Annotated in this window: 27 protein-coding genes; 12 read left to right on the top strand and 15 right to left on the bottom strand. The window is 54.7% G+C overall.

What is annotated here, in order from left to right:
• Window positions 1–9: 9 nt before the first annotated feature.
• Window positions 10–2,121, top strand: a complete 2,112-nt coding sequence (locus D0C27_RS02745) for a hypothetical protein (protein WP_137430341.1) — start codon at window positions 10–12, stop codon at window positions 2,119–2,121.
• 154 nt (window positions 2,122–2,275) lie between these two features.
• Here D0C27_RS02745 and D0C27_RS02740 read toward each other — a convergent pair whose 3' ends face one another.
• Both D0C27_RS02740 and D0C27_RS02735 read right to left on the bottom strand, forming a co-directional pair.
• Window positions 2,276–2,737, bottom strand: a complete 462-nt coding sequence (locus tag D0C27_RS02740; protein ID WP_035271679.1) for a GNAT family N-acetyltransferase — start codon at window positions 2,735–2,737, stop codon at window positions 2,276–2,278.
• A gap of 73 nt (window positions 2,738–2,810) precedes the next feature.
• Window positions 2,811–3,935: a site-specific integrase gene (locus D0C27_RS02735; protein ID WP_137430340.1), complete on the bottom strand. Its 1,125-nt coding sequence runs from the start codon at window positions 3,933–3,935 to the stop codon at window positions 2,811–2,813.
• 180 nt (window positions 3,936–4,115) lie between these two features.
• Here D0C27_RS02735 and D0C27_RS19590 point away from each other — a divergent pair, with 180 nt between their 5' ends.
• A complete protein-coding gene (locus tag D0C27_RS19590; protein WP_060185091.1) occupies window positions 4,116–4,481 on the top strand; it encodes an SH3 domain-containing protein in 366 nt (121 codons plus the stop codon).
• A gap of 156 nt (window positions 4,482–4,637) precedes the next feature.
• Here the strand turns inward: D0C27_RS19590 and D0C27_RS02725 are convergent, their stop codons facing one another.
• Window positions 4,638–5,222 (bottom strand): hypothetical protein, encoded by a 585-nt coding sequence (locus D0C27_RS02725; RefSeq protein ID WP_137430339.1) that lies wholly within the window; start codon window positions 5,220–5,222, stop codon window positions 4,638–4,640.
• Between the two features lie 214 nt (window positions 5,223–5,436).
• On the opposite strand from D0C27_RS02725, the gene D0C27_RS02720 reads away from it, so the two are divergent.
• Genes D0C27_RS02720 through D0C27_RS02710 form a run of 3 tightly spaced genes read left to right on the top strand, consistent with a single transcriptional unit; the run spans window position 5,437 to window position 7,191 of the window.
• The gene (locus tag D0C27_RS02720) at window positions 5,437–6,006 is read left to right on the top strand and encodes a cytochrome b (RefSeq protein ID WP_060185093.1); all 570 of its coding nucleotides are present in this window, start codon (window positions 5,437–5,439) and stop codon (window positions 6,004–6,006) included.
• On the top strand, window positions 6,003–6,566 hold the full coding sequence (locus D0C27_RS02715; protein ID WP_137430338.1) for a YceI family protein: 564 nt from the start codon (window positions 6,003–6,005) through the stop codon (window positions 6,564–6,566). Before D0C27_RS02720 ends, D0C27_RS02715 begins: the two co-directional genes overlap by 4 nt.
• Window positions 6,567–6,618: 52 nt before the next feature.
• Window positions 6,619–7,191, top strand: a complete 573-nt coding sequence (locus D0C27_RS02710) for a YceI family protein (RefSeq protein WP_137430337.1) — start codon at window positions 6,619–6,621, stop codon at window positions 7,189–7,191.
• Window positions 7,192–7,222: 31 nt separating this feature from the next.
• On the opposite strand, the gene arsC is transcribed toward D0C27_RS02710, so the two are convergent.
• Entirely contained in the window at window positions 7,223–7,567 is a 345-nt protein-coding gene (gene arsC / locus D0C27_RS02705; RefSeq protein ID WP_035271689.1) for an arsenate reductase (glutaredoxin), read from the bottom strand.
• 122 nt (window positions 7,568–7,689) lie between these two features.
• Here arsC and D0C27_RS02700 point away from each other — a divergent pair, with 122 nt between their 5' ends.
• The 3 genes from D0C27_RS02700 (at window position 7,690) to D0C27_RS02690 (ending at window position 10,199) form a co-directional block, all read left to right on the top strand.
• Window positions 7,690–8,388, top strand: a complete 699-nt coding sequence (locus D0C27_RS02700) for a glutathione binding-like protein (protein WP_137430336.1) — start codon at window positions 7,690–7,692, stop codon at window positions 8,386–8,388.
• A gap of 12 nt (window positions 8,389–8,400) precedes the next feature.
• Entirely contained in the window at window positions 8,401–9,192 is a 792-nt protein-coding gene (locus D0C27_RS02695) for an RsiV family protein (RefSeq protein WP_060185095.1), read from the top strand.
• Window positions 9,193–9,359: 167 nt separating this feature from the next.
• Complete coding sequence (locus D0C27_RS02690) at window positions 9,360–10,199, top strand: DUF2789 family protein (protein WP_137430335.1); 840 nt, start codon at window positions 9,360–9,362, stop codon at window positions 10,197–10,199.
• A gap of 163 nt (window positions 10,200–10,362) precedes the next feature.
• On the opposite strand, the gene D0C27_RS02685 is transcribed toward D0C27_RS02690, so the two are convergent.
• The 3 genes from D0C27_RS02685 to holB all read right to left on the bottom strand — a co-directional run bounded on the left by D0C27_RS02685 (window position 10,363) and on the right by holB (window position 13,433).
• Window positions 10,363–11,259: an ankyrin repeat domain-containing protein gene (locus D0C27_RS02685; protein WP_137430334.1), complete on the bottom strand. Its 897-nt coding sequence runs from the start codon at window positions 11,257–11,259 to the stop codon at window positions 10,363–10,365.
• A gap of 348 nt (window positions 11,260–11,607) precedes the next feature.
• Window positions 11,608–12,378, bottom strand: coding sequence for a TatD family hydrolase (locus tag D0C27_RS02680; protein ID WP_060185097.1), 771 nt, complete (start codon window positions 12,376–12,378; stop codon window positions 11,608–11,610).
• 17 nt (window positions 12,379–12,395) lie between these two features.
• Window positions 12,396–13,433, bottom strand: coding sequence for a DNA polymerase III subunit delta' (gene holB / locus D0C27_RS02675; RefSeq protein WP_080748055.1), 1,038 nt, complete (start codon window positions 13,431–13,433; stop codon window positions 12,396–12,398).
• A gap of 148 nt (window positions 13,434–13,581) precedes the next feature.
• On the opposite strand from holB, the gene D0C27_RS02670 reads away from it, so the two are divergent.
• Window positions 13,582–14,391: a deoxynucleotide monophosphate kinase gene (locus D0C27_RS02670; RefSeq protein WP_137430333.1), complete on the top strand. Its 810-nt coding sequence runs from the start codon at window positions 13,582–13,584 to the stop codon at window positions 14,389–14,391.
• A gap of 88 nt (window positions 14,392–14,479) precedes the next feature.
• On the opposite strand, the gene mltG is transcribed toward D0C27_RS02670, so the two are convergent.
• On the bottom strand, window positions 14,480–15,487 hold the full coding sequence (gene mltG, locus D0C27_RS02665; RefSeq protein WP_060185099.1) for an endolytic transglycosylase MltG: 1,008 nt from the start codon (window positions 15,485–15,487) through the stop codon (window positions 14,480–14,482).
• Between the two features lie 269 nt (window positions 15,488–15,756).
• On the opposite strand from mltG, the gene D0C27_RS02660 reads away from it, so the two are divergent.
• A complete protein-coding gene (locus D0C27_RS02660; RefSeq protein WP_240688291.1) occupies window positions 15,757–16,608 on the top strand; it encodes a YgfZ/GcvT domain-containing protein in 852 nt (283 codons plus the stop codon).
• On the opposite strand, the gene mmsB is transcribed toward D0C27_RS02660, so the two are convergent.
• The 5 genes from mmsB to D0C27_RS02635 all read right to left on the bottom strand — a co-directional run bounded on the left by mmsB (window position 16,583) and on the right by D0C27_RS02635 (window position 20,740).
• A complete protein-coding gene (gene mmsB / locus D0C27_RS02655) occupies window positions 16,583–17,479 on the bottom strand; it encodes a 3-hydroxyisobutyrate dehydrogenase (RefSeq protein WP_137430332.1) in 897 nt (298 codons plus the stop codon). The genes D0C27_RS02660 and mmsB overlap by 26 nt on opposite strands.
• A gap of 58 nt (window positions 17,480–17,537) precedes the next feature.
• Window positions 17,538–18,665 (bottom strand): enoyl-CoA hydratase/isomerase family protein, encoded by a 1,128-nt coding sequence (locus D0C27_RS02650; protein ID WP_035271706.1) that lies wholly within the window; start codon window positions 18,663–18,665, stop codon window positions 17,538–17,540.
• Entirely contained in the window at window positions 18,662–19,810 is a 1,149-nt protein-coding gene (locus tag D0C27_RS02645; RefSeq protein WP_021446562.1) for an acyl-CoA dehydrogenase family protein, read from the bottom strand. Before D0C27_RS02645 ends, D0C27_RS02650 begins: the two co-directional genes overlap by 4 nt.
• A gap of 149 nt (window positions 19,811–19,959) precedes the next feature.
• Entirely contained in the window at window positions 19,960–20,313 is a 354-nt protein-coding gene (locus tag D0C27_RS02640) for an RnfH family protein (protein ID WP_137430331.1), read from the bottom strand.
• Window positions 20,306–20,740, bottom strand: coding sequence for a type II toxin-antitoxin system RatA family toxin (locus D0C27_RS02635; protein ID WP_009454121.1), 435 nt, complete (start codon window positions 20,738–20,740; stop codon window positions 20,306–20,308). The genes D0C27_RS02640 and D0C27_RS02635 overlap by 8 nt, the downstream gene beginning before the upstream one ends.
• A 59-nt stretch (window positions 20,741–20,799) precedes the next feature.
• On the opposite strand from D0C27_RS02635, the gene smpB reads away from it, so the two are divergent.
• Window positions 20,800–21,264: an SsrA-binding protein SmpB gene (gene smpB / locus D0C27_RS02630; protein ID WP_003799781.1), complete on the top strand. Its 465-nt coding sequence runs from the start codon at window positions 20,800–20,802 to the stop codon at window positions 21,262–21,264.
• 32 nt (window positions 21,265–21,296) lie between these two features.
• Here smpB and D0C27_RS02625 read toward each other — a convergent pair whose 3' ends face one another.
• Window positions 21,297–22,607 carry an NAD(P)/FAD-dependent oxidoreductase gene (locus D0C27_RS02625; RefSeq protein ID WP_009454122.1) on the bottom strand — a complete coding sequence of 437 codons (1,311 nt, stop codon included), beginning with the start codon at window positions 22,605–22,607 and terminating at the stop codon, window positions 21,297–21,299.
• A 341-nt stretch (window positions 22,608–22,948) separates the two neighbouring features.
• Here D0C27_RS02625 and D0C27_RS02620 point away from each other — a divergent pair, with 341 nt between their 5' ends.
• A complete protein-coding gene (locus tag D0C27_RS02620) occupies window positions 22,949–23,590 on the top strand; it encodes a TetR/AcrR family transcriptional regulator (RefSeq protein WP_226349376.1) in 642 nt (213 codons plus the stop codon).
• 490 nt (window positions 23,591–24,080) lie between these two features.
• On the opposite strand, the gene ppsA is transcribed toward D0C27_RS02620, so the two are convergent.
• Window positions 24,081–26,447 (bottom strand): phosphoenolpyruvate synthase, encoded by a 2,367-nt coding sequence (gene ppsA, locus D0C27_RS02615; protein ID WP_021446560.1) that lies wholly within the window; start codon window positions 26,445–26,447, stop codon window positions 24,081–24,083.
• Between the last annotated feature and the right edge of the window lie 123 nt (window positions 26,448–26,570).

The raw sequence follows: 26,570 nt of genomic DNA, 5'->3' as shown, positions 1-26,570 counted from the left end.
AAGAAAATCATGGGCATAGAAGCTAAATCCATCAACCCATTACTGGGAATCACAGTTGGATCTACTGTTCTTGGGAATGATTTCAAACCTTCAGTTCTGATAAATCCAATTACCAGAATGATTACCCAAAAAGAAATTGAAATGGGTATGAGTGGTAAAAGCCAATATGTCTATACTGACTCCTTGAACGAGGGAACCATTGGCTTTTCAGGAGCCTATGGCCCCTCGGGGATCGCCAAGTTTACGTCAGCAGTTGCTGTATCCGTCAGCAATGCGACTGCTTCGGAGTACAAGTCCATTAAAGTTTCCTACAACATTTCCATGATCTCGGGAATAGAATACATAGACTTTGACAACCTGACGGTAGAAGACGTATTAAATTCCTTAAGCGCAGGACCTAAAAATCTTTCGTTAAAGGTTTTAGAGAAATTTATTGCTGCCCGTGACTGCACTGGATCGTCTACAGAAAAAGACGAGCTCATGAAAGAATGGGTCAAATCTCTGCAGAACTTCATTTCATCCTACGGGGATGGCCTGGTCGTTGGAGCCATCTGGGGTGGAATGGGCTCTGTTTCTACGGAGATGACGAGCAAAAAATCAGAAGACAGCTGGAAGTATGGAGAAACGGCTGAATTCAGCTATTCAGGGATAGGAAGTTCCGTATCCATAGCGCAAACCTATAATGGATCTCAAAAAGATCAAAGCTCTGAAGTTGAGGTATCGTGCAAGGCTCTCGCCAGTGGAGGTTGCGTTGAAAGCCAGGTAAATTCCTGGTTTGATGTTGTTGCCAACAAATCCTTTGCCGAGATCTCAGGAATTAGCCTGCTCGATAAAGCGCCAATGCAAAGTTCGGTAAGCCCTCCTCCAAAAATCCCTGATTTTCTCAAACCGGAAAAAAATGAAGAAGTCACGGAAAAGCTGGATACCATTAAGAAACTGGGCGATTCTGAAGAATTCTCGCTCGCGTCCGGATATGAAGAAGCCAAAAAAACGAACCCGAATTTAACGTTTGAAGAATTCAAATCAACTGTTCGGGACAAGAACAATATTGATGGCTTAAACGACCTGGCCTCCAAAGTACAGGAAAACTCATTGGACGTGTTAGCAGAAGGAAGCGTCTCCAGAAGGAAGAAGAACATCTCGCTTCAAGGGGTCAGAGCAAGCAGTTTGGATTCAAGCTCAGACTACGCCGTTCTAGGCGCCTGGATAGCAAACTGGTCAGATATTTTCCCATGGATGTCGATGGGATACATGAACGAAATCAACGATGCTGAAGTGGCCGAGTACATCCTGAAAATTCGTTGCATGATGCAAGATTTGTCCACCTTGAACACTATTTACAATACCTTTAACGCTTGCAATATCAAGCTGGATTTCTGCCATCTTAATTCAGCGTCTCAAGTAGCCGATTCGTTCAAAATTGCACAGGGTGTATTGAGCGACAACGTAGAGAGTGACGATGCGGTGGAAATCGCATTCAACTCCTTAAGCGATGAAGCCAAGAAGATTTATACTGCCTGGAACGAAATTGGTTTCTTGCGTAATGCGGAGCTTGGTCTGGGCCTGCTCATTGGGGACCAGTCAGTAAGCAGTGAAATTATCGACGTTAAGCCGATACCGTATCCCGAGGTGACCTACAAGGCTGCTTATTGCAGCTATGGGAGCAACAATCCGACTGCGTTTAGCTCGTTCATAAAAATGCTCCCATTCATTGATACGAATGGTGATATTTATGCCTTCGGGCCGTCCCTGATGCTATTGCGAAAAGCCTTGCCTGAAAAAATGATTTTCACTAAAGGCGGCGAAATGGCAATGAAGCTAACGGCTGATAAAGACAAAGGGATTCTGACTAACGACAGTGTCAGGTTGATACCTATTCCATACTCTGCCGCCAAGGGAGTTCAATGGCGGGGTCAAGGCCAGGGCCGGAGTCTTGCGTCAAGCCAATCTCTACAAGATCAATTTGCCGCCTTGGAAAAAGAATTGGGCAATCTCAACATTTGCACCTTAAGCAGCGATTCCTGGTCTAAGGATTGGACTTATACCGTTCCCTACACTCTGAGAAAAATAAGCACTACCTATATCGGAACCGTTGAGAAAATCAACAGTATATTTGGATAACTTGGCCTGAAACTCAGGCAATTCCCTTAACAGTCTCCCCCATGAAAGGCTCTTCAGGCATCAATCATGTCTGGGGAGCTTTTCCATTAATGCGGTGCTTATAGTTCTTGTTCTATGACCGCTCTTGGCCCAGATCCATCCTGAAGCAAGAATCCTACAGCGTCATCTTGAAACCCTTGTGGCTGGCCGTGAAACCCAGTTGCTCATAAAACCGATGTGCATCGATACGAGCCATATCCGAGGTAAGCTGCACAAGGTGACAATTGCGTGCACGGCATTGTTCGATGGCCCACTGAATCATCAAGCGCCCCAAACCCGTACCACGGGCAGCGCTGGCAATACGTACAGACTCAATCTCCCCACGCCACGCGCCCTGGTGCGACAGGCCTGGCATATACGTGATCTGCAAAGTGCCCACAACCGTGCCATCCAGCTCTACAACGGCCAGATACTGATTGGGGTCCGCTTCTATCGCCTCAAAAGCGTCCAGATAGGACTGAGCCAAAGGCAGGCTGGTGTTTTCCCGTTTCTGGCCCAAAATATCGTCGGCCAACATGGCTACGATGGCCTCCAGATCCGCTGCCACAGCACGACGAAAAACAGGTGTCGACGTCACTTCAAACTCCTCAATAAAGCGAAATGGATCTGAAATTATGCCTCCCGGAGCTGACGAAACCGTGACTAGCCCTTCATTCCGATTGCGTATTCTCGGTAATTGCGGGATGGGCCGGAGTCTTTTGCGCTTCCAGCCATGCTAGCCAGGACGCCTGCAGGCGCCAGGCACTGGCTGCGCCGGGGGCATAACCCATAATTTCTTCGATCTCAGGCAAGGAAAAACCTCGTTCGATCAAACCCGCCCCAAAGGTATTGCGCAGACGCTGAGGCGTCATCACCAGATCCATCTGCTTGATGCCCCATTTGCTGACAATGCGAGCCAGCGTGGCCGGATTCATTTGTGCCTGGGGTCGGGCAGCGCTGACTTGACGAGAGCCGGGGAAAACGCGGCTGTCCTTGGCCCAAGCTGAAGCGTCCTCTGCACCACTGAAAATCAGCCAGCTACGCAATATGGCTTCGCACCAGATGGGGGCTACGACCTCGCGCTTGGCCGCTCCAGTCAATTTCAGCAGGATAGTTCCATCGCGCCATTGCGTGGTGTGCTCCTCATCTGCTTCGTCCGACTTCACCGGGTCGGCCCTGCGTTGGGCCACTCCGATAGCTGAAGGGTGCAACTGCCCCAACTCCACCGGCCGCAAGCCTGTGCCCAGCATCACAGCCACAATCGTCATATCTCGATATTCACGCCAACGGGCGGCAATGGTCATATCACTGGCCAACTCCAGGACACGCCGTCGATTTTGCAATGCCTTGATGGTGGCAGAGCATTGATCTACAGAAAGAAATTGGGTGGCCTGATTGTCAGGGGCCTGGCGCCAGCTTTCCTTGAAGGGGTCGTTGATGGCGGGGGCCAGTGCAGGATTTTCGGAGCGTCCATCCTGGCGGCATAGTTCTTCATAAGCACGGGCGATTACTTGTTGATAGCGTTCACGCTGCGGGCGGCGCACTTCGTCCAGATTGCTCAAAAAGTTCCGTATATCCACAGGCTTGATCTGGGTGTACTGCTTTTTATGATCCTGAAGTGCCTGCAAGAAGCGCCGCCACAAGGTGCGATACACCCGCTGCGTGCTGGGTGCCATGGGTGGGCGTTGATGCTGCAACCAGGTATCAAACAAGGCCTCCGCCGAAATGTCGGCGGCCTGCGAGCCTAAAATAGGCAGATCAAACTGCCCTTCTTCTCTTGTAGACCGTTTTTTCATTTCGCACCCATCTTTTCCGTTAATTGCATTTTATCGGGGAATCAGTCTGTATGGCAAGGGCTGACGCAGCGCTAAGGGGAAGCGAATAAAGGAGAAACTGGAAGGTTCTTGGAAAGCATGTTCGTCTCATGCTAATGCGTACAATGCTACAGCCTGACAACCTTTGCGAGCTACGCCACGATGAAGTACCTGGTCACCACCCCACATCGCTCTGAGTATCCAAATCCCTTAGTCCTGAAAAAAGGCGACTTTCTTGTAGTTGGGGAACGGTATCAAGGCCCGGAAGACTGGGATAACTGGATTTACTGCTCTACTCAGGAACACCCTGGAGGATGGGTGCCCGAACAAATTATCGAGCGCCTGCCCGATGCTGGGACCGGTCGCGCCCTGCAAGACTACAGCGCGCTGGAAATGAATGTGGATGAAGGCGATCGGGTTCAAGGAGAGAAAATCCTGAATGGCTGGTGCTGGTGCCAGCGCCCCCAGGATGGCGCCCTGGGCTGGGTGCCTGTCAGCCACCTCTCTCCCCTGCTTGCTGAAACCTGATTGCTGGCAGCGAGACTGGCAGCAACAGCAGCACCAGGGCAACGCTTGGCATCAATACAAGTGACAACGGCCGCATTGTTACGGCTACTTGCCAAGCACAGTTCGCTGCTTGCGTCCCAAGCTCTCAATCATGCAAAGCTGCACTATTGAACCGGGCTATCTGTACAGATTCTGATGAACCCAGCCCTTATTGGTCAGAATCATTCGTGCCTGCCCCTCGACTTCCTGGGCCGTCAACGCGCGCAGATCCTCGTAGGTATCCTGAACCGCGCTATCTTTGATCCAGCCCGCCGCATCGGCCAGATGATAGACATAACTCACCTGACTGACGGTAAACCCGCCTGCGCTGGCCGGTTCGGTAAAGTAGTCGATACGGTCCAGAACCAGGCGGCCCGTACAAAATGCATCATGCTCGCCCTGCGACTGTTCGGAGCTGGAACGACGCAAATAGGTGTCTGCATTGGCATCCAGCTCGTAGCGCGGTGCCTCTTCCTTTCCTACCTGACGCAACAAACCTACCTTGGCCAAGGCAGCCAGACGAGCTCGATCTTCCACAATCAAGGGGGAATCGTGCTCGGCCTGATAGGGATACACACGTCCAGGCACTCCTACACACAAGCCGTCTCGCGTATCCAGATAGCTCTGGATTGCCGTGCTGAAATTTTCCTCATTGGCCTTTTTCGAGTCCTGGCATCCTGCCAACAAACCGGCTACCACGACGACCAACGCTGTTTTCCACATAGAGACTTCCTTGCTTGCGAGCTGAAAAAAGGAGTTTAGCCCGCCCCCACCCCACCCTGAAAGCCTTGTCACACGCTGCAAGAAAATAGTCATCTTGCAAGAGATGCACGACCAATACCCCCAATATTGCATTACTGCATTGCAAAATCTGGTCTTTTACGATGCTTACAAACAGGTTAAAGTTTCTTGGCTTCGTAAATGAAAGGCATTATCAATGAGCATCACCCCTGTTCCAGTGAATCGCCAACGCTACACCCGAGTCGCACGCATCTTGCATTGGCTGATGGCACTGGCCCTGACCGCCTTGGTGACCGTGGGCTACACCATGAAAACCTTGCCCCTGTCCCCTTTGAAACTGCAAGTCTATTCCTGGCACAAATGGGCCGGTATTTCCCTGCTGGTACTGGTGATCCTGCGCCTGCTCTGGCGTTTGTTCAACCGCCCCCCTGCTCTACCCCCTGGCATGTCTGCTTTCAGCCGGGCTCTGGCCCACTGTGGTCATGCCGCTTTATACCTGCTGATGATTGGTATTCCCCTGACAGGCTGGCTGATGAGTTCTGCCAAAGGCTTTCAGACGGTGTGGTTTGGCGTGATCCCCCTGCCCGATCTGGTTTCCAAAGATAAACCTTTGGGCGAGCTACTGGTCCAAGTCCACATCTTTTTGAATTACGCCCTGATTGCCATGGTCAGCCTGCATGTTCTGGCGGCCTTGAAGCATCAGTTCATAGACCGTGACGGCTTGCTTGGCCGCATCACCTTTACTTTAGGCAAAGCCAAATCATGAAAAAATCTGTCTTCGTGTCCCTGCTGATCGGCTCTCTGGGCCTGGGCACCAGTCTGGCCGTCAACGCCAAGAACTACCAGGCTCTGGACACCCAAAATAGCGAAATCGGCTTTCAGTATTCCCAGATGGGTGTGAAGCTGGATGGTCAGTTCCGTAAATTTGAAGGCGAACTGAACTTCAACCCCGACGCCCTGGATCAGTCCAAGGTGGTCTTGAAGGTCGCCCTGGATAGCGTTGATACCGGCTCAGAAGAAGCCGATGATGAATTGCAAGACGTGCGCTGGTTCGATATTGACGCGCATCCCCAGGCCGTTTTCAGCTCCAGGAGTTTCCGCGCTGTCAGCGACCAGCAATATGAAGTGCAAGGCACGCTGCAGATCAAAGGCCGTGAGCAACCCGTCACTGTCATGGCGACCATGGCTCCCGAAGGCGACAAAGCCACTTTTAGCGGTGCCTTTGAAATCAAGCGTGGCGATTTTTCTATCGGTGAAGGCTCCTGGTCCAGCTACGACATCGTGGCCAACGAGATCACCGTCAACTTCAAGATTGATGCCAAGTAAGCAGACGCATCAGCGCCCCTCTCTCTCCCTGCATAACAAGGATTACACCCTCATGATCAAGCCAGTGATTGCCCTGTCCGCCAGTTTTCTATTTGCTTTTGCCGCTCAGGCAGCGCCGGCGACCTATCAGGTTGAACCCAGCCACACCTTCGTGCACTTCAGCTACAAGCACCTGGGCCTGAGCACGCAAAGCCAGCGCTTTGACAAGGCACAAGGCACCGTTACCCTGGACCAGGAAGCCAAGACCGGCAGCATCGACATGAAAGTCGACACCCGTTCGGTCAGCACCGGCTTTCCCCTGTTCAACGAACACATCCAGGGCAAGGATCACTTCGACACCGAGCAGTTCCCCGAAGCAACTTTTGTGTCCAAGGACATTCAGTTCGACGGTGACAAGCCTGTGTCCGCCAAGGGCGATCTGACCATCAAGGGCATTACCAAGCCCGTTACCATGACCATTGAGTCCTTCCTGACCATGCCCAAGCACCCCATGATGAACAAACCCGCCCTGGGCGCGGACGGCAAGATCGAGATCAAGCGTAGCGAGTTTGGCATGGCCGCCAACGTGCCTTACGTCGGTGATGAAGTCACTATCCGCATTGCGCTGGAAGCCATTGCCCAGTAATAGCGCTTTGAGCGCTACTCAGGAAGTCTGATTACAGAATTTCCTGAACCACTTCCAGGGGACGCGCCAGACGCGTCCCTTTTTCTGTCACCACGATAGGACGGTTCAACAAAACAGGATTAGCTTCAATCGCTGCCAGCAAGTCCTCGTCGCTCAGATCGGGATTGCCCAGGTTCAGCTCGCTGTAAACAGCCTCTTTGCTGCGCATGGCCTCGCGTACCGTCAAGCCCGTTGCCGCAATCAGAGTTTTGAGTTCGCTGCGCGACAAGGGTGTTTTCAGGTACTCGATGATCTCGGGTTCCAGACCTTTTTCACGCATCATGGCCAGGGCATTACGCGAAGTGCTGCAGCGCGGATTATGATAGATTTTGCTCATGACAGTCTTTGACTTCCTATAAACCGTATTCAGGCGAACAATAGTAGCCCAGCGCCGCCGGATACGTCATCTGGGTAGCTTGCTGCAGACAGGCCAGCGTCTTCACTTAGCCAGGAGAACACATGATCGACCTGTATTACTGGACCACTCCCAACGGACATAAAGTCACGATGTTTCTGGAAGAGTCCGGTCTGCCTTACACCGTCCACCCCATCAATATTGGCCAAGGCGATCAATTCAAACCTGAATTCCTGCGTATCGCCCCCAATAATCGCATTCCCGCCATTGTGGACCAGGCTCCGCAAGACGGTGGCGAACCTATCTCCCTGTTCGAGTCCGGCGCCATTCTGCAATATCTGGCAGAAAAAACCGGCCAGTTCCTGTCGACCGATTTGCGAGTGCGTACCGAAACCTTACAGTGGCTGTACTGGCAAATGGGTGGCCTGGGCCCCATGGCAGGCCAGAACCACCATTTCAATGTCTATGCCCCCGTCAAAATCGAGTACGCCATCGACCGCTATGTGCGTGAGACTGGCCGTCTCTACGGCGTGCTGAACAAACATCTGGAGCAGCGCGACTTTATTGCTGGGGACTACTCCATTGCCGATATGGCCAGCTACCCCTGGATTGTCTCCCACCAGCGCCAAAGCCAGAACCTGGACGACTTCCCGCATCTGAAGCGTTGGTTTGAGCGTATTAGTGCGCGTCCCGCAACTGAGCGTGCCTATGCCTTGGTCGAACAGATCAACCCCGGCTCGCCCGTCCATGACGACAAGGCCCGTCAAATCCTCTTTGGCCAAGATTCCAAAACCATCCGATAGGACTACGATCCCATGACCTTACAGCGCCCCTATCAGCTGCTGCTTATTGGCCTGACAGCCATGGCTCTGTCTGCGTGTTCCAGCACGCCCAGCAATATCTCCCTGATTCCAACGCAAACCCAGGATCAGACTGAAAAAGATGGCGTTTTTACCCAGCCCTTGGACTACAAGCACGTCAAGCCAGGCTGTACCGGTGAATGCCCGCGCCTGGAAGTGAAATCTCTGATTTTCCCCGGCAATGCCGAGCTGACCAAGCTGGTCGATGAAAGCCTGGCTCATATGACGGTTATCTCTGACCGCCATCCTGGCTATCGCGGTTTGAAGGAATTCGAGAACTACTACTGGGCTACCGCCAATAATCGTGACGAAGTGCATTTATCCGCCCGTACGCGCTACCGGAACCGGGACCTGACGGTCGTAGAGCTAAGCTCGGGTATCTACATGACAGGTGCGGCTCACGGCATTACAGCAACCCAGTTCATCAACTGGGACAATCGCCTGAAGACCGCTTTGCCTCTGGACCGCATTATTGCCCCCGGCAAGATCAAGCCTTTCCAGGAACTGGTACGCCAGGCGCACAACAACTGGGTTTCCAGCCTGAGTGAGGCACGTGAAGACCGAGCTGGTTGGGACAGAATGTGGCCCTTCCAGCCCGCCCAGAACATTGCTCTGACCGATCAGGGCTTGCTGGTGAAGTACAACCCGTACGAGGTCGCCCCGTATTCCTTCGGTCAGCCAGAGCTACTGCTGCCCTACTCGGAACTGCGTGGCATTCTGCGTCCTGACTACTTGCCCGCCAATTAAGCGTTTGGGTCACCGTAAATAGACAGGCAGCCTATATCAGGCTGCCTGTTAATAAAAACAGTATTTTTTTGTACGCTACTCAAAGCCCGGAACCTTTAGCCATACATGCTGGAGCCGCGCCCGCCCTTAGCGTCCGATCATCCCCTCTTCCAAGCTCCCCTACCACCATGTCTGATAACTTGTTCCGCTTTCACGACCTGTTTGCTCAACTGGGTCTGCCCAACACCCCCGAGGCGATTGCCAGCTTTCTGGAAAAACACCGCCCTTTGCCTAATGACGTGCTGCTGGCTGACGCTCCCTTCTGGAACGAGTCTCAAGCCGAGTTCATTCGGGAAAAACGACTCCAGGATTCCCCGGAATGGATCCAGATCATTGACCAGTTAAGCGAGGCCCTGCGTCAAACGACTGGCGTGGTGAATCTGTCCGGCCCTTGCCGCGTTCTGGCTTTATCAGGCAGCCTGCGCCAAAGCTCCTTCAACACCGCTTTGGCACACGCCGCTCAAGCCCTGGCCCCCCAAGGCATGGCGATTGAAGTCGCCACCCTACACGGCATCCCCCTGTATGACGGCGATCTCGAAAGCAAGGACGGCATTCCAGAAGCCGTACTGGCCTTGAAAGAAAAGATCCTGAACGCCGATGCTCTCTTGCTGGTTACCCCGGAATACAACAATGGCGTACCCGGCGTATTCAAGAACGGAATCGACTGGCTGTCTCGCACAGACATGAAAGCCATCTTCTCGGGCCGTATCACCGGGCTGATTGGCGCTTCCATGGGGGGCTTTGGCACGATCTCCTCCCAGGCAGCCTGGTTACCTACGCTGAAAATGCTGGGCGTGTCCCTGTACAGCGGCGGCTCGTTGCTGGTGTCTCGTGCGCAGAATTCCTTTGATGCGGAAGGCAAACTGCAAGATGAGAATATCCAGAAAATGCTCAGCAACTACCTGCAAGGTTTCCAGACCTTTGTGCATGCCTCCCATATGGCCAAGGCGCAAGGAAAGACCCATTAAGCGGCAATAGATAAAAAGGGTTTTGGTTTCCTGCCTATAGAGATACTGAGTCACCACAGCTGCGAACGCAGTGCAGGACGTCAGTATCACTACAACCATTCCCGATTATTGCCGTAACAAAAAAGGAGCCCTCAAGGCTCCTTTTTACATCCTGCCCCCAGACTTAAGGCTGTACAGGCTTGTCGAAACGATCCAGGTCAAAATAGCGACTGGTACTGCTGGACGAAGCAGGTTTCGAACTGGAGCTGTCTGCTGCAGGAGCTGGCTCGGGCTCTACCGTCACCGTGTGCACCCGATTCAGATCAGGCTGCTCTACCCGCTCTGGCACACCATAAGTCTGTACCGCTCCACCGGAGTAAGTCCCCGCTGCGGCTGGTGCAGCGGCCGCTTTACGAGCGACAGCTTGATCCAGATAACTGGCCAATTGTTCATGATTGGCTGAACGCGCCCAGTCTGCCGGACTCAAACCTTGGGCATTTTGCATACTCGGATCCGCTCCGGCAGCCAATAGCACATCCACCACCGCCCGTTTGCCCGACAAAGCCGCCATCATCAAGGGGCTGGTTCCGTCTGGTGCAGGTGCATTCACAATCGCTTTCTGAGACAGCAGATAGCGCACCGTCTCTTCATGTCCTTTGGAAGCGGCATAGTGCAAAGGTGACCAGCCCACCCGATTCACCTGCCCCCCTCGTGCTTGCAGATCACGCAAACGAGCGGTCTCCCCCATCAGGGCCAGATACATCATGGGAGTTTCGCGGGCCTCGTTCTCGATGTTCACATTGGTTTGACGGTTAGCCAGCAAAGTGTCCACCACTTTCCAGGACTTGTTGCGGATCGCCAGCATCAAGGAAGGATTGCCCTTGGAATCGACTGCGTTGGGGTTCGCCCCCTTGATGAACTCCTGCTCGATGATGTTGGGTCGGTCATTTTCCAGCGCCAAATACCAATTTCGGCTTTCAAGCTCCGGTTCCTGCGCCGACACAGGGACTGGCAGCAGAAAGGCCAAAGGAAGCACCACAGAAAGGATGGTTTTATTGGGTATTTTTCTTTTAAAATTCATGCTGTTAAATCCTTTTCATAAAGTGCTTTATCAGGTTATGAAAGTACAGATAGATGCCGCTTCAGGCGTTGCTTCTCTCTATCCAGGCGAGAAGCATTTAACTACAAACAGGTTTAAGAATGATCAATAAGCCATTGATTACTAACAAAAATTTAGATTTTTTAGTGAATCCGAACTAAACCCGAAAGGCAGAGAAAATAAAAAAATTTTAATTTTTACTATAAAAATCAATCAGTTAAACTATTTTCTTAAAGTTTTAAATCAACTTTAAGCCACCTCCGCTCAAGATCCTGTACCTTGGCTCAAGCAGTCACAAAAGCCTCATCAAAATCTCTAAACCAGATTAACTTAAATCTGTACCTTACTGAATAATTTGAAAAAATTCTCCGCACTAGCCTCTTCAACTTCCTTTACCGAGATCCCACGAAGCTCCGCAATCTTCTCAGCCACATGAATGACCAGAGAAGGATTATTGGTTTTGCCTCGATACGGCACAGGAGCCAAAAACGGCGAGTCCGTTTCGATCAACAAACGATCCAGCGGCACGCGTTGCGCCACATCCTGCAGCTGGGTAGCGTTCTTGAAGGTCACAATCCCGGAGAAGGAAATGTAGAAATTCAGATCCAAGGCCGCTTGTGCCACTTCCCAGGTTTCAGTGAAACAGTGCATCACGCCCCCGGCAATCTGCGCCTGCTCTTCACGCATGATGGCAATGGTGTCTTCACTGGCCGAGCGAGTATGGATGATCAAGGGCAGGCCCGATTCGCGACTGGCACGGATGTGGGTGCGGAAACGCTCACGCTGCCAATCCAGGGGCTCTTGCAAGCGGTAATAGTCCAGACCCGTTTCGCCAATAGCCACCACTTTGGGATCTTGAGCATGTTTGATCAGCTCCTGGACGGTAGGCTCGGTGACTTTCTCATAATCCGGATGCACGCCAACCGAGGCAAACAAATGGCCGTGGGGACGCACCAGCTCCATCAAACCGGGCCAGTCGTCCATATCCACGCTGACCACCAGCGCACAGCCCACCTGGTTCTGGCGCATCTTGTCCAGGATGTCGTCCAGATTTTCAGCAAGTTCAGGGAAATTAAGATGGCAATGCGAATCAACAAACATGATTAGACGGTACTTTTTTAAACACGACGACATGCCTGGTGCAAACGGTCCAGGGCATGATGAATAAACAATTTAGCATTGAGCGGATGATTCCCCAGCCGCTTTTGCTGCACCAGCCACTTCAGAGCTTCCGTCACCGCTGTGGTGTTGGATTGGGCTGCCAAGGCATCAATGCGCTTTTGCAGGGAAGGATAGTAACGCGCCGGTTGGGCAAAACCACCCAGCTGAATATCGACAAACAAGCGTTGCCAATGGTCAATCCACTCTTGAGCAGGCAGTTTTTCCAGCGTATCGGCCAAGGACAAATCCGCCTCACGGCCTGCTTTCAATACCCCATCCATCCAGACGCTTAACCAATCGGGGCACGGCGCATTCATATCCTGGCTGGCGCTTAACGCTTTTAGTGGGGCACCACCCCAGGCAGCCAACCAGTCCGAGGCTTGATCCACCCCTTGTTGCTCCAGCCATTGCACCGATTGCTGAGCATCCGGTGCGGGCAAAGGCAAACGGCGGCAACGCGATACCAGTGTAGGCAACAGCCGATCTGGCGCATCGGCTACCAGCAGAAAAACCGTGCGGTCCGCAGGTTCTTCCAGCACCTTCAGCAAGGCATTGGCCGATACCAGATTCAGAGCCTGAGCCGGATAAAGTACCGCCACTCGCCACCCGCCTCTATGAGTGGCCGTATTGAACCAGTGCTGCAACTGCCGTAATTGCTCCACCCGGATTTCCCGGGAAGGATTTTTGCGGGCAGCCGACTCTTTGGCCAAGTCCCCTTCCTGGGTGTCTGGCCCCTGCTCTTCCAGCGCAACCGCATCCGGGCGCAGCAGGCGCAAGTCCGGGTGATTTCCCCCCCGCACCCACTGACAGGCCTGACAGTGGCCACAAGCCAGACCCTGCACCGGCTGGTCGCACAGTAAACTGGCGGCGGCCGCACGGGCGAATTGCGTCTTGCCGATGCCCGGCAGACCGTGGATCAGCCAGGCATGGGCAAAACGCTCCTGATTGCCCAGCCAATTTTGGGCGGTCGCGATTTGCCAAGGTAGAAAAGTCAAACTATCAGACACCGTATTGCCTCAAGGTTGCACATCAAAAGGCCTGATTCACGCAGGAAAGACCTGGCAATCGCCCCCGCTTGAACAGCTCAGCGCACATTGTAATATGAACCGGTAAAATGCCTGCTCCACTACCAAGGATGATGAAGTGAGCTTATTGATCGGGCTGGCCGCCAAAGCGCGTTCAGGCAAAGATACCGTCGCCAATCTACTACTGGCACAAAACCCTTTATTGGCCGCTTATGCCTTGGCCGACCCCGTGAAAATGGGCTGTGAAGTGCTGTTTGGTCTAAGTCCAGCCCAAGCCTGGACAGACGATAGCCTGAAAGAAGTGCCTATTGCCCTGTGGCAGCGCTCCCCCAGACAGTGTTTCCAGCTACTGGGAACGGACTGGATGCGCCAGCGCGATCCCGATCATTGGCTACGCCGCGCCCAACATGTGCTGGAGTTTGGACCGGGCTCCCCCCTTGCCAGGAGCATTCAGGGCTACTCGGTCTGGGCGCTGGCTCTGGTCGCGATTTACGGCATGGTGCCTGAGCACCTGGATGATGAGCGGGCGGATCATGTGGATGCCTTTTGGGGTTTGAGTCCGCGTCAGGCGGCCGAACATCTACGCAATCAGGTTCTGGCCGAATACCCGGATTACGAGCAGCGTCGACAAACCTTGCCCCTGTTCCTGCCCAGCCACCAGCTTCCTGATATGAGTCAGGCCCGTTGTCTGCTGATTAAAGACATTCGTTACGAAAACGAGGCCAATTTCATCCGTGAACATGGTGGAGAGATCTGGCATATCGAACGCCCTGGCAATCCAGTGATCAGCCAGCACTCTTCCGAATGGGGTGTAGAACGCGCCGCCCAGGACTATCTGATTCGCAATGACGCAGGCCTGGAAGAACTGGCCAGCAAGGTCCATGATTTGTGGACGGGCTTCACGCAACGTCACGGCTTGAAGCTTTGACTCCCTGGCCTTGGATAGCGCTCAGCCATACAAGTGTCACCAAACCGCCCCCAAAAACCATTCAGGCCCCTGATAGGGCCTGAATGGTTTAGCGTTTCAGAATATATTTGGCGACGGCCCGGTTATGGGCAGCCAGATTCGTCGAGAACTCGCTGGTTCCATCGCCACGCGATACAAAATAATAGAAATTATGCTTTTCGGGATGCAAAGTCGCCATCAAGGAAGCCTTGCCAGGACTGGCTATCGGCGTGGGAGGCAATCCATTGCGCGTGTACGTGTTCCAAGGGGTATCCGTCGTCAAATCGCGCTTGCGAATACGGCCGTCATAGGCTGAACCCATGCCATAAATAACCGTTGGGTCTGTCTGCAATGGCATGCCTACGCGCAAACGGTTCATGAACACCCCGGCTACACGCGCTCGATCCTGACTGTGGCCCGTCTCACGCTCCACGATGGAAGCCATGATCAAGGCTTCATACGGGGTCTTCAAGGGCAAATCTGCATCCCGGTCCGCCCATAGCTGCTCCAGCAGTTCCTGCTGAGCCTGAAACCCGCGCCGCAGGATATCCACATCTGCCGTACCCGGTACAAAAACGTAGGTATCGGGATAGAACAGACCTTCAGGATGTACAGCGTCCAAGCCAAAACGCTGCAGCAAGTCTGCATCACTGATATCACTCAAGGTTTGGCGAACCTGGGGATTGCTCGCCAACGTCTCGCGAATGCGTTGATAGGTCCAGCCTTCAGGAATGGTCAGGCGGGTTTGCAGCATATTGCCGCTGGACATGCGCTCCATCACCATCCATGGCGTATCACCACGCACGGCCTCGTAGGCCCCCGCTTGCAAGGAGGTATCCAGGCCAGAGAGACGCGCCATCCAGACAAAAGCATCTTCCTGAATATCGATCCCGGCCTGCTGCATGCTGCGTGCAATCGCACGGGGGCCTGAGCCTGCAGGCACCACATAGTCGATGCGTTCAGCACTCATCGTCACGGGCTGCTTCTTGGCCCAATACCAGGCGCCACCCGCTATCACACAGGCGACGACCACCAGAAGGCCCAACAGGGCAGAGAAGATCTTGACAGTTTTTTTCATGCGAGCGCTATTGTAATCAGAATAAGGCGGCATATTCCTGAATATGTGTCACAGTCAAACACAGAAACCGGGACAGGCCCGCGCTACCGGATTGCGCTATCCAGCTCATGCCCTGATCCCAGCGGGGATATGCCCCTGAAACCGGCCTCACACACGGTATCATTGATGTTTAAATTTATTTTTTTCGCTCAGCCATGACCGGAATGCCAGCCCCCTCCTCTTTCGCCCTGCCTGATTTGTGCGTCCTCCAGTTTCAGGGAGCCGATGCCGTGTCCTTTCTCCATGCTCAAGTCAGCAATGATTTGGAGCATCTGGCAGCCGACCGCGCCTGCATCGCGGCCTATTGCACCGCCAAAGGTCGCAGTTTGGCGACCATGGTCTTGTGGCGCGAACAGGACGAGACCGTCTATGCCCTGGTGCGCCGTGACCTGAGCGAGGCCCTGATCAAGCGCCTGCGCATGTTCGTGCTGCGCAGCAAAGTGACGATCAGTCTGGCCGAGTTGCAGGTTTACGGTGTGGCAGATCAATCCGCTGCCCAAGCGGTCTGGAATTTGCAGCGCGATGGTGACGACACCTTAATCCAAGCCCCCGGCGAGCTGGACGGCTTGAATCGCTCCTGGCGGATTTCTCCCCAACAGGATACGAACGCTCAGGCTTCTGAGGGCCGTTGGGAAACGGCGGATATTTTGGCGGGCTTGCCCTGGATCAGCGCCGACACGCAGGATCTGTTCATTCCCCAGACTCTGAACCTGGACCTGATCGACGGCATCAACTTCAAGAAAGGCTGCTATCCCGGCCAGGAAGTGGTGGCACGCAGCCACTATCGAGGCACGATCAAGCGCCGCATGATGGCCGCCCGCAGCGCCATTCTGGACACGGCACCACAGGTGCAAGAAGCCGCCGATGTGTTCCTGGTCTCTCAAGGTGCAGAGCCGGTTGCGGCTGCGCGCATTATCAACCGCGCCTGGCAAGCCGAGCAGCAGCGCCTGTATGTCTTGATGGAAGTGGTACTGGCGGACCTGGAACAAGGCCAGTTTCAACTGGAGCAAGGACAGGCGCTGGAATTGCAGCCCCTGCCCTACGCTCTGCCAGAACTTAGCTCTTCTGACGGTACAAATTAAGAATGCTGGAGAAATCCAGCCCGGCATTCTGACCCTGTGCGGCATGCAAGGCGAACAGGTTACGTGCCAGTTCGCCTAACGGTGTCGCACTGTTTTGGCTCACGGCCGCATCGGCCGCCAAACCCAGATCTTTCAGCATCAAACCTGTTGCAAACCCACCCTGATAATCACGCGAAGCCGGTACATCCGGCATCACGCCAGGCCAGGGGTTGTACAGTTCGGTCGCCCAGTTACGGCCGGAGCTGCGCGCCATGATGGACGATAGCACTGCCGGGTCCAGACCGTGAGCAACGCCCAGAGCCAGGGCCTCGGCGGTACCCGCCATCAAAATCCCCAAGAGCATATTGTTGCAAATCTTGGCAACCTGGCCCGCACCGGCTTTACCAGCATGAAAAATGTTCTTGCCCATGGCTTCCAGGTAAGGACGCGCCTTTTCCAGCGCTGGATCCTCGCCCCCGACCATAAAGGTCAAGGTGCCGGCCATTGCGCCACCAGTACCACCGGAAACAGGCGCATCCAGCATCAACAGACCCAGCTTGGCCGCCTTGGCCGCCAGATCCTGGCTGGTTTGAGCATCAATCGTGCTGCAATCGACCAGCACTGTGCCAGGGGCCACGGCCTGCAACAAGCCGTTCTCGCCCTCGTAAACCTGACGAACGTGGCGGCCAGCAGGCAGCATGGTAAAGACCGTCTGCGCGTCTTTGACGATCTGCACCGCCGACTCGCCCACTTGCGCCCCCGCTGCCTGCAGCTCCTTCATGGCTTCTGCATTCAGGTCAAAGACCTTCAGGCTATGGCCGGCTTTGAGCAGATTTAGCGCCATGGGTTTGCCCATATGGCCCAGCCCGATAAATGCAATCGTGTTACTCATTTTGTCTCCTCGTCATTATGAAAACGGCGCCGTCAGGCGCCGCAGCGGTCTGCCTGGATCACAGGTCAGCCAAGGGATGAGTCGTTTCTGCGGGCCAGGCGGGAACAAAAAAGCGTTCCACCCAGCGGGCATCAGCCTGTTCCAGCGAGGCCGGATTCCAGCGTGGCTGTTTGTCTTTATCAATCAGCAGTGCGCGTATGCCTTCCTGGAAGTCACCCTGTACGCCACATTGCAGCGACACAATGTATTCCAGGCGGAAGACATCAGCCAAAGACAGGTGGTGGACACGCTCCAGCAGTTCAAAGGACAAACGAGCCGAACCTGGAGCACCTTTGGCGAAGGTCTGTGCGGCACGGGACAGCCAGGGGTCGGCACTGTCCTGCCACTGCTGCAAAGCCTGTGTAATGCGTTCAAACTCGCGACTGGCGCAGACATCACGCAGCATGGCGTAGTTTTGCTCCAACGGGCCGGTATCGGGGCGAGCGCCCTCTGCCAGACCACGCAGGACCTGATGCACGCTGCTATCACGAGCGTCACGTTCATCAGACCAGTTCGTGGCTTGCAAGGCCTTGAGCAAGGCATCGAAATGCACCCGTGGCAAGTAGGCATCGGCCAAGCCCAGGAACAAGCAATCCGAGGCGTTGATTTGCGCGCCGCTCAGTGCCAGGAAATGGCCGATACCCGCAGGCAGATGTGACAGCATCCAGGTGCCACCTACATCGGGGAACAGGCCAATGGAGATCTCGGGCATGGCAAAACGCGTGGTATCGGTCACCACACGATGGCTGGCGCCGTTGAACAAGCCCACGCCCCCACCCATTACAATCCCGTCACCCCAGCACAGGATAGGTTTTGGGAAGGTGTGGATCAGATAATCCAGGCGGTATTCCACATCGAAGAATTCGCGGGCGTACTCGTTATCCCAGGCCGAACCACCCTGGTTCTTTTGCATGGAGGCATACAGCGAATGCAGATCGCCCCCGGCACACAGGGCCTTTTCGCCGGCACCATGCAACACGATCATGGCAATACTGGAATCCTGCGCCCATTCCTGAAACTGCTTGAACAGCAGCTGGCACATCTCCAAATTAAGCCCATTCAGGGCTTGCGGGCGGTTCAGCGTAGCAACACCAATCGCCTTTCCGTTCTGGCCGGGCAGGCGATCAAACAAAACAGAATCCGTCATCGAATATCAGCTCCAAGATCTATGATTTGTCGTGCAATGATGACACGCATGATCTCGTTTGTGCCTTCCAGAATCTGGTGCACCCGAGTATCGCGCACCAGTCGCTCAACAGGATAATCCTTCAGGTAACCATAACCGCCAAAGAGCTGTTGTGCATCCACGCAGGCCTGAAAACCCAGATCCGTGGCCATACGCTTTGCCATGGCGCAGTAGGTGCTGGCCTGACTGCTACCGGCGTCCAGGTGCGAAGCGGCCAGGCGCACCATTTGGCGGGCGGCAACCACGCTGGTCAGAATGTCGGACAACTTGAATTGCAGAGCCTGGAACTGGTCCAGATGCTTGCCGAACTGGCGGCGCTCCTGCATATATTGACGGGCAGCATCATAAGCACCCTGGGCGGCTCCTACCGAGCAGCAGGCAATATTGATGCGCCCACCGTCCAGGCCCTTCATGGCCAGTTTGAAGCCCTCGCCCTCCTGGCCCAGCATGGCCGAGGCAGGAACGCGTACGCGCTCAAAGGTAATGCCCCGTGTGGACTGGCTATTCCAGCCCATCTTCAACTCTTTACGGCCGTAAGTGATACCGGCGGCATCGGCAGGTACGGCAAAAGCGGAAATCCCCTTTGCGCCATCCCCTCCGGTACGAGCCATAACCACCAACAAGTCCGTGTCTCCGGCACCGGAGATAAAGGCTTTGCTGCCGCTGATCAGGTAGTCGTCACCATCACGCTCGGCACGTGTCCGCAGCGAGGCGGCATCCGAGCCTGCGCCCGGTTCGGTCAAACAGTAAGAGCCTAGTTTCTGGCCGCTGCTCAGCAGCTCGCCCCATTGGGATTTGACTTCGTCCGTACCCCAGGTGCCGACCATCCAGGTAACCATATTGTGGATAGTCAAAAATGCGGTGGTCGAGGGATCAACTGCCGCCATTTCTTCGAACACCAGGCTGGACTCCAGACGCCCCAGGCCCAGGCCGCCGATGGATTCCGGGGCATACAAGCCGCAAAAACCCAACTCGCCGGCTTTACGGAACGCCTCGATCGGGAAAATCTGTTCCTCATCCCAACGTGCCGCATGCGGTGCCAGTTCCCCTTGTGCAAACTCGCGAGCCGCTTGCGCAAAAGCGTTCTGATCGTCTGTCAGTATCATGTCTGTCTCCTTATTTTTACCCACCATAATGCGAGCCGCCCCCTTTAGTTGTCGTGCTGATGACAATCAGCCGTTTCATAGGGGGCAGTGCCAGGCAGGAGGCGACAGTCTAGCTGAAAGTAGCGGCCTGATGATCAGGCGCAGAAGAACTAGGCGCGGGCGGGTTTGCGGCGGGGTCTGGCGGCAGCGCGGGCGGCCAGCTTGTGCGCATAACGGCGACGGCGGGAATCCATGGGGTCAAAGACCAGCTCGCGATAGACTTCTACCCGGTCCTGATCCTGCAAGAGTTGGTCCAGCTGGCAGCGTTGGCCGTAGACACCGACGTGCAGCCCGTCCAGTCCCTGTTCATCGTCCAGCGGCGGCAAGCCGCATTCACGCAGGCCTTCGGCAATGCCAGCTTTTAACAGGGCATCACGTACACAACTGCCCGCAGGCAAACGCAGGGCGGCTTTCCAGACCTGCGCCTGGGTAGCGACAATCACGCTGACGGATAATTCAGTCACCGTAGACCTCTTGGGCACGGCGGGTGAAGGAATCGATAAAGCTGTTGGCAACGCGGTTAAAGATGGGACCGACCACCATTTCCAGCGCGCGGCTGGAGAACTCGTACTCCATGGTGAACACGATCTTGCAACCGTCTTCGCCCAAAGGAGTAAACTGCCAATCCCCCGTCAAGGCCGAGAAGGGCCCTTTGACCAGGCGCAAGACAATACGATTGGGATAATCGTGTTCGTTACGTGTGGTGAAGGTTTGACGAATACCCGCAATGCTGATGGTAACCGAGGCTTCCATCCCCTTTTCGTCACGCTGGTTGACACTGGCGCCACCACACCACGGCATGAATTCAGGGTATTTTTCCACCTCTGCAACCAGGTCAAACATCTGTTCGCAGCTATAAGGAAGGAGGACGGAGCGTTTTACTGTATGCATCAGGTCTGGTTAATAGATAGAATGTTCTGATTTTACAATCTATGGTTGGCAATTAATTCATGAGTATTGTTGATAATCGCAAGGCTACCCACGAATATTTTATCGAAGAGCGCTTTGAGGCCGGTCTGGTCTTGGAGGGCTGGGAGGTCAAGGCGATCCGAGCTGGGCATGTTCAGCTCAAAGAAAGCTATGTCATCGTACGCGAGGGCGAGCTGTTTATTTTAGGGATGCACGTCAGCGCTTTGCCGACAGCGTCCACTCATATCCGGCCCGATGCCACTCGTACACGTAAACTGCTGCTCAAAGCCGAAGAAATCAGCAAGCTGATCGGCAAGGTTGAACAACGTGGTTACGCCCTGGTTCCCCTGAACCTCCACTACAAGAAAGGTCGTATCAAGCTGGACTTCGGTCTGGGACGCGGTAAAAAACTGCACGATAAACGTGATGTTTCCCGCGACAAAGACTGGAAGCGCGAACAAGAACGCTTGATGAAACACGACACCCGCCGTAAGACGAATGAATAAAACGGGCTAAAAAGCCCGTTTTGTTCCAAATCTCAATGTAATTTAACACGAGGGGCGGCCCGTTTGCTGAGCAAGCGGCCCAAAGCCAAGGTTGCCGTTCGCGCAACCCCTAAAATCGCCATGTGGTGCATCAGGTGCAGACTCATGTACATGATGCGAGCCAGCAAACCTTCCACAAACCAGCTCTTGCCGGACAAGACCCCCATCAGGCTCCCTACCCCACGGCTGTGGCCCACGGAAACCAGCGAGCCGTAATCCTTATAGACAAAGGGTGCTTCATCCACAGGCTTGCCCTGGATGCGAGCGGCCAGACGTTTGCGCAAGTAACTGGCTTGCTGGTGCGCGACCTGGGCACGTGCAGGCAAGAACTGACCTTCCTTGTCCCAGGGCACTTGTGCGCAGTCGCCCAAGGCCCAGATATAGGGATCGGGTGTGGACAGACAGGAATCCAGCACCAGCTGATTGATGCGGTTGACGGGCAAACCCAACTGGCCCAAAAAGGCAGGGGCTTCAATCCCCGCCGCCCAAACGCACAAATCGTTGGGATATTGACCACCGTTCGCATCCTCGATGTGGTCCGCCGCCAGACGGCTGACCCGCACCGAGGTCCGTACCGCTACGCCACGCTGCTCCAGCAGACTTTGAGCGGTGGCGGACAGCTTGGGCGGCAGAGCAGACAGAATGCGATCGGCGCCTTCCAGCAAGGTAATGCGCACTTCGCGGTCCGAACTGCTGCCCGGAATGCTGTAAATGCTTAAATCAGCACGGGCTTCCAGCAACTCGGCAGCCAGTTCCACCCCCGTTGCCCCGCCCCCGACAATATTGATGTACAGCGGTGCCCCCGGTTCACGCTGCGCGCGGCGTGTCACACTGATCAGTTCATTGAGCAATTTCAAACGAAAACGCTCTGCCTGATGGGTCGAGTCCAAGGCCAGCGCGTGTTCATGGGTGCCAGGCGTATTGAAAAAATTGGATTTGCTACCCACGGCCATCACCAGGGTGCCATAGGACAGGCTGCGTTCCGGAAAGACTTCTTCATGATCGGGCCCCAGGACAGGAGCCAGCGTAATGCTGCGCTGCTCGCGGTCTATACCGGTCATTTCACCTTGAATAAAGGTGAAACCACAGTCTCGTGCCAGCATGAAATATGACAGCCCTTCGCGGTGAATATCCAAGGTGCCGGCGGCCACCTCGTGCAAGGACGGTTTCCAGATATGGTCACTGTCTTTGTCGACCAGAAAGATATGCTGACGCCCGAACTGACGTCCTAACTTGGCAGCCAGCTCCAGGCCACCTGCCCCGCCCCCCACGATCACCACTTGATACGACTGCGTAGTAGACATCCAGAACTCCTTGGGACTTGTCTTGAGCAAAGAGAGTATCAGAACCGCCGCCTTATACTTTAAATCAAAACAGATAAGGACTATAGCGATCTGTAGACGCCGCCAGGCGCGACCAGAAGCGCCGGCCTGTGCTACCACCCGAAGTTGTGGCTCTTTTGCGCTTTAATAGGCCTTAGATCAAAGACCGACGCAAACAAATAGGTCCAGCAGCAGTGCATGTCGTAAAATCAAGGGGTTTGGTCTTGCTTCCCCTTAACGATCGAAATAGAGCAGCAGCACAGCAGCTATTGATACGGTATGATGCTGACTTTGTCCTATTCACTTATTTTTTGCCTGCCATTATGCACGACGATGTTCCCCGAAAATCCCAACGCGCGACTCGAAAAGGGCGCGAACGCCGCGACAAAATCCTGGAAGTGGCTTCCGAGGTTTTTCGCGAGAATGGTTTTGAGGCCACATCCATGTCCCAAATCGCTGCATTGGCAGGCGGCTCCAAGGGCACACTCTACAACTACTTCCCCTCCAAAGAAGACCTCTTGCTGGCTGTCCTGCTGACAGGCGCCCAGGAATTTACCGAACAGGTCTTGACCAAGCTGGACTGCGAAGGCGATATTCGCGAAGAACTGAAGCGCTTCTTGCTGCCCATGCTGCGCAATCTTTACTCCAAGCAAACCGCCCAGTTGTTACGTATCGTCGTCTCTGTAGGTGGCCACAGCGATATCGGCAAGCGTTTCATGGAGATGCTGGATGACCAGATCTGGGACGGCGTCAAGTGCTTTTTTGCCCGCCACATCGAACGCGGGACCTTGCGCAAGCTGGACCCGGCATTGATGGTGGAACACTTCCGCTGCCTGAGCGAAGGCGAAATTATTCTCCTGCTAATGGGTGCTATGGAACCCTGGAGCGAAGAACACATTCAAAGCGAAACCGAACATATTCTGGATATGTTCTTGCACGTTTATCAAAACGACACCGCAAACTAAGGCTGTATCAATCGGCGGCAACCACTGATTGCCATCTCCCTACGGTTCCCGGCTTTTATGCTCTACAGCTGACAGCGAACCTTTCAAGACAATCTGAATCCATGCCGCCCGATCCAGGGCGGTGACGGCGATTCCCTTTTCCCCATCACTACCTTTCACCAGCGCCCTGCCCCTGATCGGTGCCGGTCGTCAGGATTGAACCTGTGCTTCTCCCTGTCCTACACCACGAGCACTCGGCGATACCTGTACAAGCTCGCACACCGACTCCAGCCTGCCAATACGGCAACATAGACGCACTATCAGGCTAAAAGAACCACAAAACGAAATCGCCTGAGCACGGGCAAGAGCAAGAACAGAAGCGCAGGCAAAAGATGCGCCCGAAAACGACAACACCCCGACATGGAAGCTCCATGTCGGGGTGTTGAGTCTTGACTGGCTTGACCAGCGTACTGCCAGAGACGTTTCCCTGGCAGTGGCTTAGGTCTTGGTCTTAGGCCTTGGCCAGACGCTGCCAGGTGTCCACAACCGTGTCAGGGTTCAGCGACAGCGAAATAATGCCTTCTTCGCTCAGCCACTTGGCCAGATCGGGGTGGTCGCTAGGGCCTTGGCCACAAATACCGACGTATTTGTTTTGTGCCAGACATGCCTTGATGGCACGGCTCAACATGAACTTCACGGCTTCGTCGCGCTCGTCGAAGTCAGCAGCCAACAGTTCCATACCGGAGTCACGATCCAGACCCAAGGTCAACTGAGTCATGTCGTTGGAACCGATGGAGAAGCCGTCAAAGTACTGCAGGAACTTCTCGGCCAAAATAGCGTTGGAAGGCACTTCGCACATCATGATCAGGCGCAGGCCGTTTTCGCCACGAGCCAGACCGTGGGAAGCCAGCAGCTCAACCACACGCTCTGCCTGACCCAGGGTACGCACGAATGGCACCATGATTTCGACGTTGGTCAGACCCATTTCGTCGCGCACTTTCTTCAGGGCTTCGCATTCCATCTTGAAGCATTCTGCGAAGTCTTCGGACAGGTAGCGAGCCACACCGCGGAAGCCCAGCATTGGGTTCTCTTCCTCGGGCTCGTAACGCGAACCACCCACCAGTTTGCGGTATTCGTTGGACTTGAAGTCCGACAAACGCACAATGACGGGCTTGGGGTAGAAGGAAGCGGCCAGAGTCGCAATACCTTCAGCCAGTTTTTCCACGAAGAAAGCACGTGGGCTGGCGTAGCCACGAGCCGCCGATTCCACCGCCTTTTTCAGGTCGCTATCCACATTGGGGTAGTCCAGAACGGCTTTGGGGTGAATCGCGATGTTGTTGTTGATGATGAATTCCAGACGGGCCAGACCCACACCATCGTTCGGGATTTGCGAGAAGTCGAAAGCCAGTTGCGGGTTACCCACGTTCATCATGACTTTCAGGCCGATCTCGGGCATTTGGCCCCAGCTGACTTCTTCGATCTCGGTTTCCAGCAGACCGTCGTAAATACGGCCTTCGTCGCCTTCAGCACACGATACCGTCACTTCCTGGCCTTCTTTCAGCACGTCTGTGGCGTTGTTGCAACCGACCACGGCAGGGATGCCCAGTTCGCGAGCAATAATCGCCGCGTGGCAGGTACGGCCGCCACGGTTAGTGACAATAGCCGAAGCCAGCTTCATGATGGGTTCCCAGTTAGGGTCCGTCATGTCGGTCACCAGCACGTCACCGGGTTTGACCAGATCCATCTCGGAGGCATCCGCCACAATACGGACTTTGCCCGAACCGATCTTCTGGCCAATGGCGCGGCCTGTAACCAACACGTCGCCGGTGGCTTTCAGGCGGTAACGCTCTTGTACGTCGTTGCTGCCTTGCTGGGACTTAACCGTCTCTGGACGAGCTTGCAGGATGTAGATCTTGCCGTCGATACCATCACGACCCCACTCAATGTCCATAGGACGCTGGTAGTGTTTTTCAATGATGGTGGCGTAGCGGGCCAGCTCGATCACTTCTTCGTCGCTCAGGGAGTAACGGTTGCGCTCGGACACCGGCACGTCCACGGTACGCACAGCGTGATCGGTGGTACGACCTTCGTCAAATTCCATCTTGATCAGCTTGGAGCCGATACGGCGGCTGATGATGGGGTAGTGACCAGAAGCCAGCGTTGGCTTGTAAACGTAGAACTCGTCCGGATTGACCGAACCTTGCACCACGGTTTCGCCCAGGCCGTAGGAGGAGGTCAGGAAAACCACGTCCTTGAAGCCCGATTCGGTGTCCAAGGTGAACATCACGCCGGCGCTGCCCTTGTCGGAGCGCACCATACGCTGGATACCAGCGGACAGAGCCACTTCAGCGTGGGCGTAGCCCTTGTGCACGCGGTAGGAAATAGCGCGGTCGTTGTACAGGGAAGCAAACACGTGGTGAATCTTGCTCAGCACCTCGTCAATGCCCACCACGTTCAGGTAGGTTTCTTGCTGACCGGCAAAGGAAGCGTCAGGCAAGTCTTCAGCGGTTGCGGAAGAACGCACGGCAAAGGAACCTTTGCCATCGGCGTCCAGCTCAGCAAACGCGTCACGTACGGCTTGTTCAAACTCGGCTGGGAACGGAGTGTCGATGATCCACTGACGGATTTCGGCACCGGCAGCAGCCAGTTCACGCACGTCGTCGGCATCCAGCGCGTCCAGACGCTGCTGAATGCGCTTGTCCAGATCCTTGTTTTTCAGGAAAACGCGGAATGCTTCGGCTGTTGTGGCAAAACCACCTGGCACGCGCACACCGGCATCAGCCAGCTGGCTGATCATTTCACCCAGCGAAGCGTTTTTACCGCCCACTGTGTCGACGTCCGTCATGCGGAGCTTGTCGAAACCAATTACGTAAGACATAAGTCACCTTGAATAGAAAAAAAAGCGTGTTTGCTTAAGGCAGTGATCCCAGCAGCGCTGTCTGTGTGATCTGTCCTAAGCAAACCTGCCTTTCCATCCCCCGATTCGAGCGGTAAATGGTAA

It is taken from the genome of Alcaligenes faecalis (genome assembly GCF_005311025.1).
GTDB lineage: Bacteria > Pseudomonadota > Gammaproteobacteria > Burkholderiales > Burkholderiaceae_B > Alcaligenes > Alcaligenes phenolicus.
This window is presented reverse-complemented; position numbering and strand designations above follow the sequence as displayed.

Coding starts and splice junctions, on each gene's coding strand:
- D0C27_RS02745 (WP_137430341.1), top strand. CDS start 10: ATGGGCATAGAAGCTAAATCCATCAACCCATTACTGGGAATCACAGTT.
- D0C27_RS02735 (WP_137430340.1), bottom strand. CDS start 3,935: ATGAAAAAACGGTCTACAAGAGAAGAAGGGCAGTTTGATCTGCCTATT.
- D0C27_RS19590 (WP_060185091.1), top strand. CDS start 4,116: ATGAAGTACCTGGTCACCACCCCACATCGCTCTGAGTATCCAAATCCC.
- D0C27_RS02725 (WP_137430339.1), bottom strand. CDS start 5,222: ATGTGGAAAACAGCGTTGGTCGTCGTGGTAGCCGGTTTGTTGGCAGGA.
- D0C27_RS02720 (WP_060185093.1), top strand. CDS start 5,437: ATGAGCATCACCCCTGTTCCAGTGAATCGCCAACGCTACACCCGAGTC.
- D0C27_RS02715 (WP_137430338.1), top strand. CDS start 6,003: ATGAAAAAATCTGTCTTCGTGTCCCTGCTGATCGGCTCTCTGGGCCTG.
- D0C27_RS02710 (WP_137430337.1), top strand. CDS start 6,619: ATGATCAAGCCAGTGATTGCCCTGTCCGCCAGTTTTCTATTTGCTTTT.
- arsC (WP_035271689.1), bottom strand. CDS start 7,567: ATGAGCAAAATCTATCATAATCCGCGCTGCAGCACTTCGCGTAATGCC.
- D0C27_RS02700 (WP_137430336.1), top strand. CDS start 7,690: ATGATCGACCTGTATTACTGGACCACTCCCAACGGACATAAAGTCACG.
- D0C27_RS02695 (WP_060185095.1), top strand. CDS start 8,401: ATGACCTTACAGCGCCCCTATCAGCTGCTGCTTATTGGCCTGACAGCC.
- D0C27_RS02690 (WP_137430335.1), top strand. CDS start 9,360: ATGTCTGATAACTTGTTCCGCTTTCACGACCTGTTTGCTCAACTGGGT.
- D0C27_RS02685 (WP_137430334.1), bottom strand. CDS start 11,259: ATGAATTTTAAAAGAAAAATACCCAATAAAACCATCCTTTCTGTGGTG.
- D0C27_RS02680 (WP_060185097.1), bottom strand. CDS start 12,378: ATGTTTGTTGATTCGCATTGCCATCTTAATTTCCCTGAACTTGCTGAA.
- mltG (WP_060185099.1), bottom strand. CDS start 15,487: ATGAAAAAAACTGTCAAGATCTTCTCTGCCCTGTTGGGCCTTCTGGTG.
- mmsB (WP_137430332.1), bottom strand. CDS start 17,479: ATGAGTAACACGATTGCATTTATCGGGCTGGGCCATATGGGCAAACCC.
- D0C27_RS02650 (WP_035271706.1), bottom strand. CDS start 18,665: ATGACGGATTCTGTTTTGTTTGATCGCCTGCCCGGCCAGAACGGAAAG.
- D0C27_RS02645 (WP_021446562.1), bottom strand. CDS start 19,810: ATGATACTGACAGACGATCAGAACGCTTTTGCGCAAGCGGCTCGCGAG.
- D0C27_RS02635 (WP_009454121.1), bottom strand. CDS start 20,740: ATGCATACAGTAAAACGCTCCGTCCTCCTTCCTTATAGCTGCGAACAG.
- smpB (WP_003799781.1), top strand. CDS start 20,800: ATGAGTATTGTTGATAATCGCAAGGCTACCCACGAATATTTTATCGAA.
- D0C27_RS02625 (WP_009454122.1), bottom strand. CDS start 22,607: ATGTCTACTACGCAGTCGTATCAAGTGGTGATCGTGGGGGGCGGGGCA.
- D0C27_RS02620 (WP_226349376.1), top strand. CDS start 22,949: ATGCACGACGATGTTCCCCGAAAATCCCAACGCGCGACTCGAAAAGGG.
- ppsA (WP_021446560.1), bottom strand. CDS start 26,447: ATGTCTTACGTAATTGGTTTCGACAAGCTCCGCATGACGGACGTCGAC.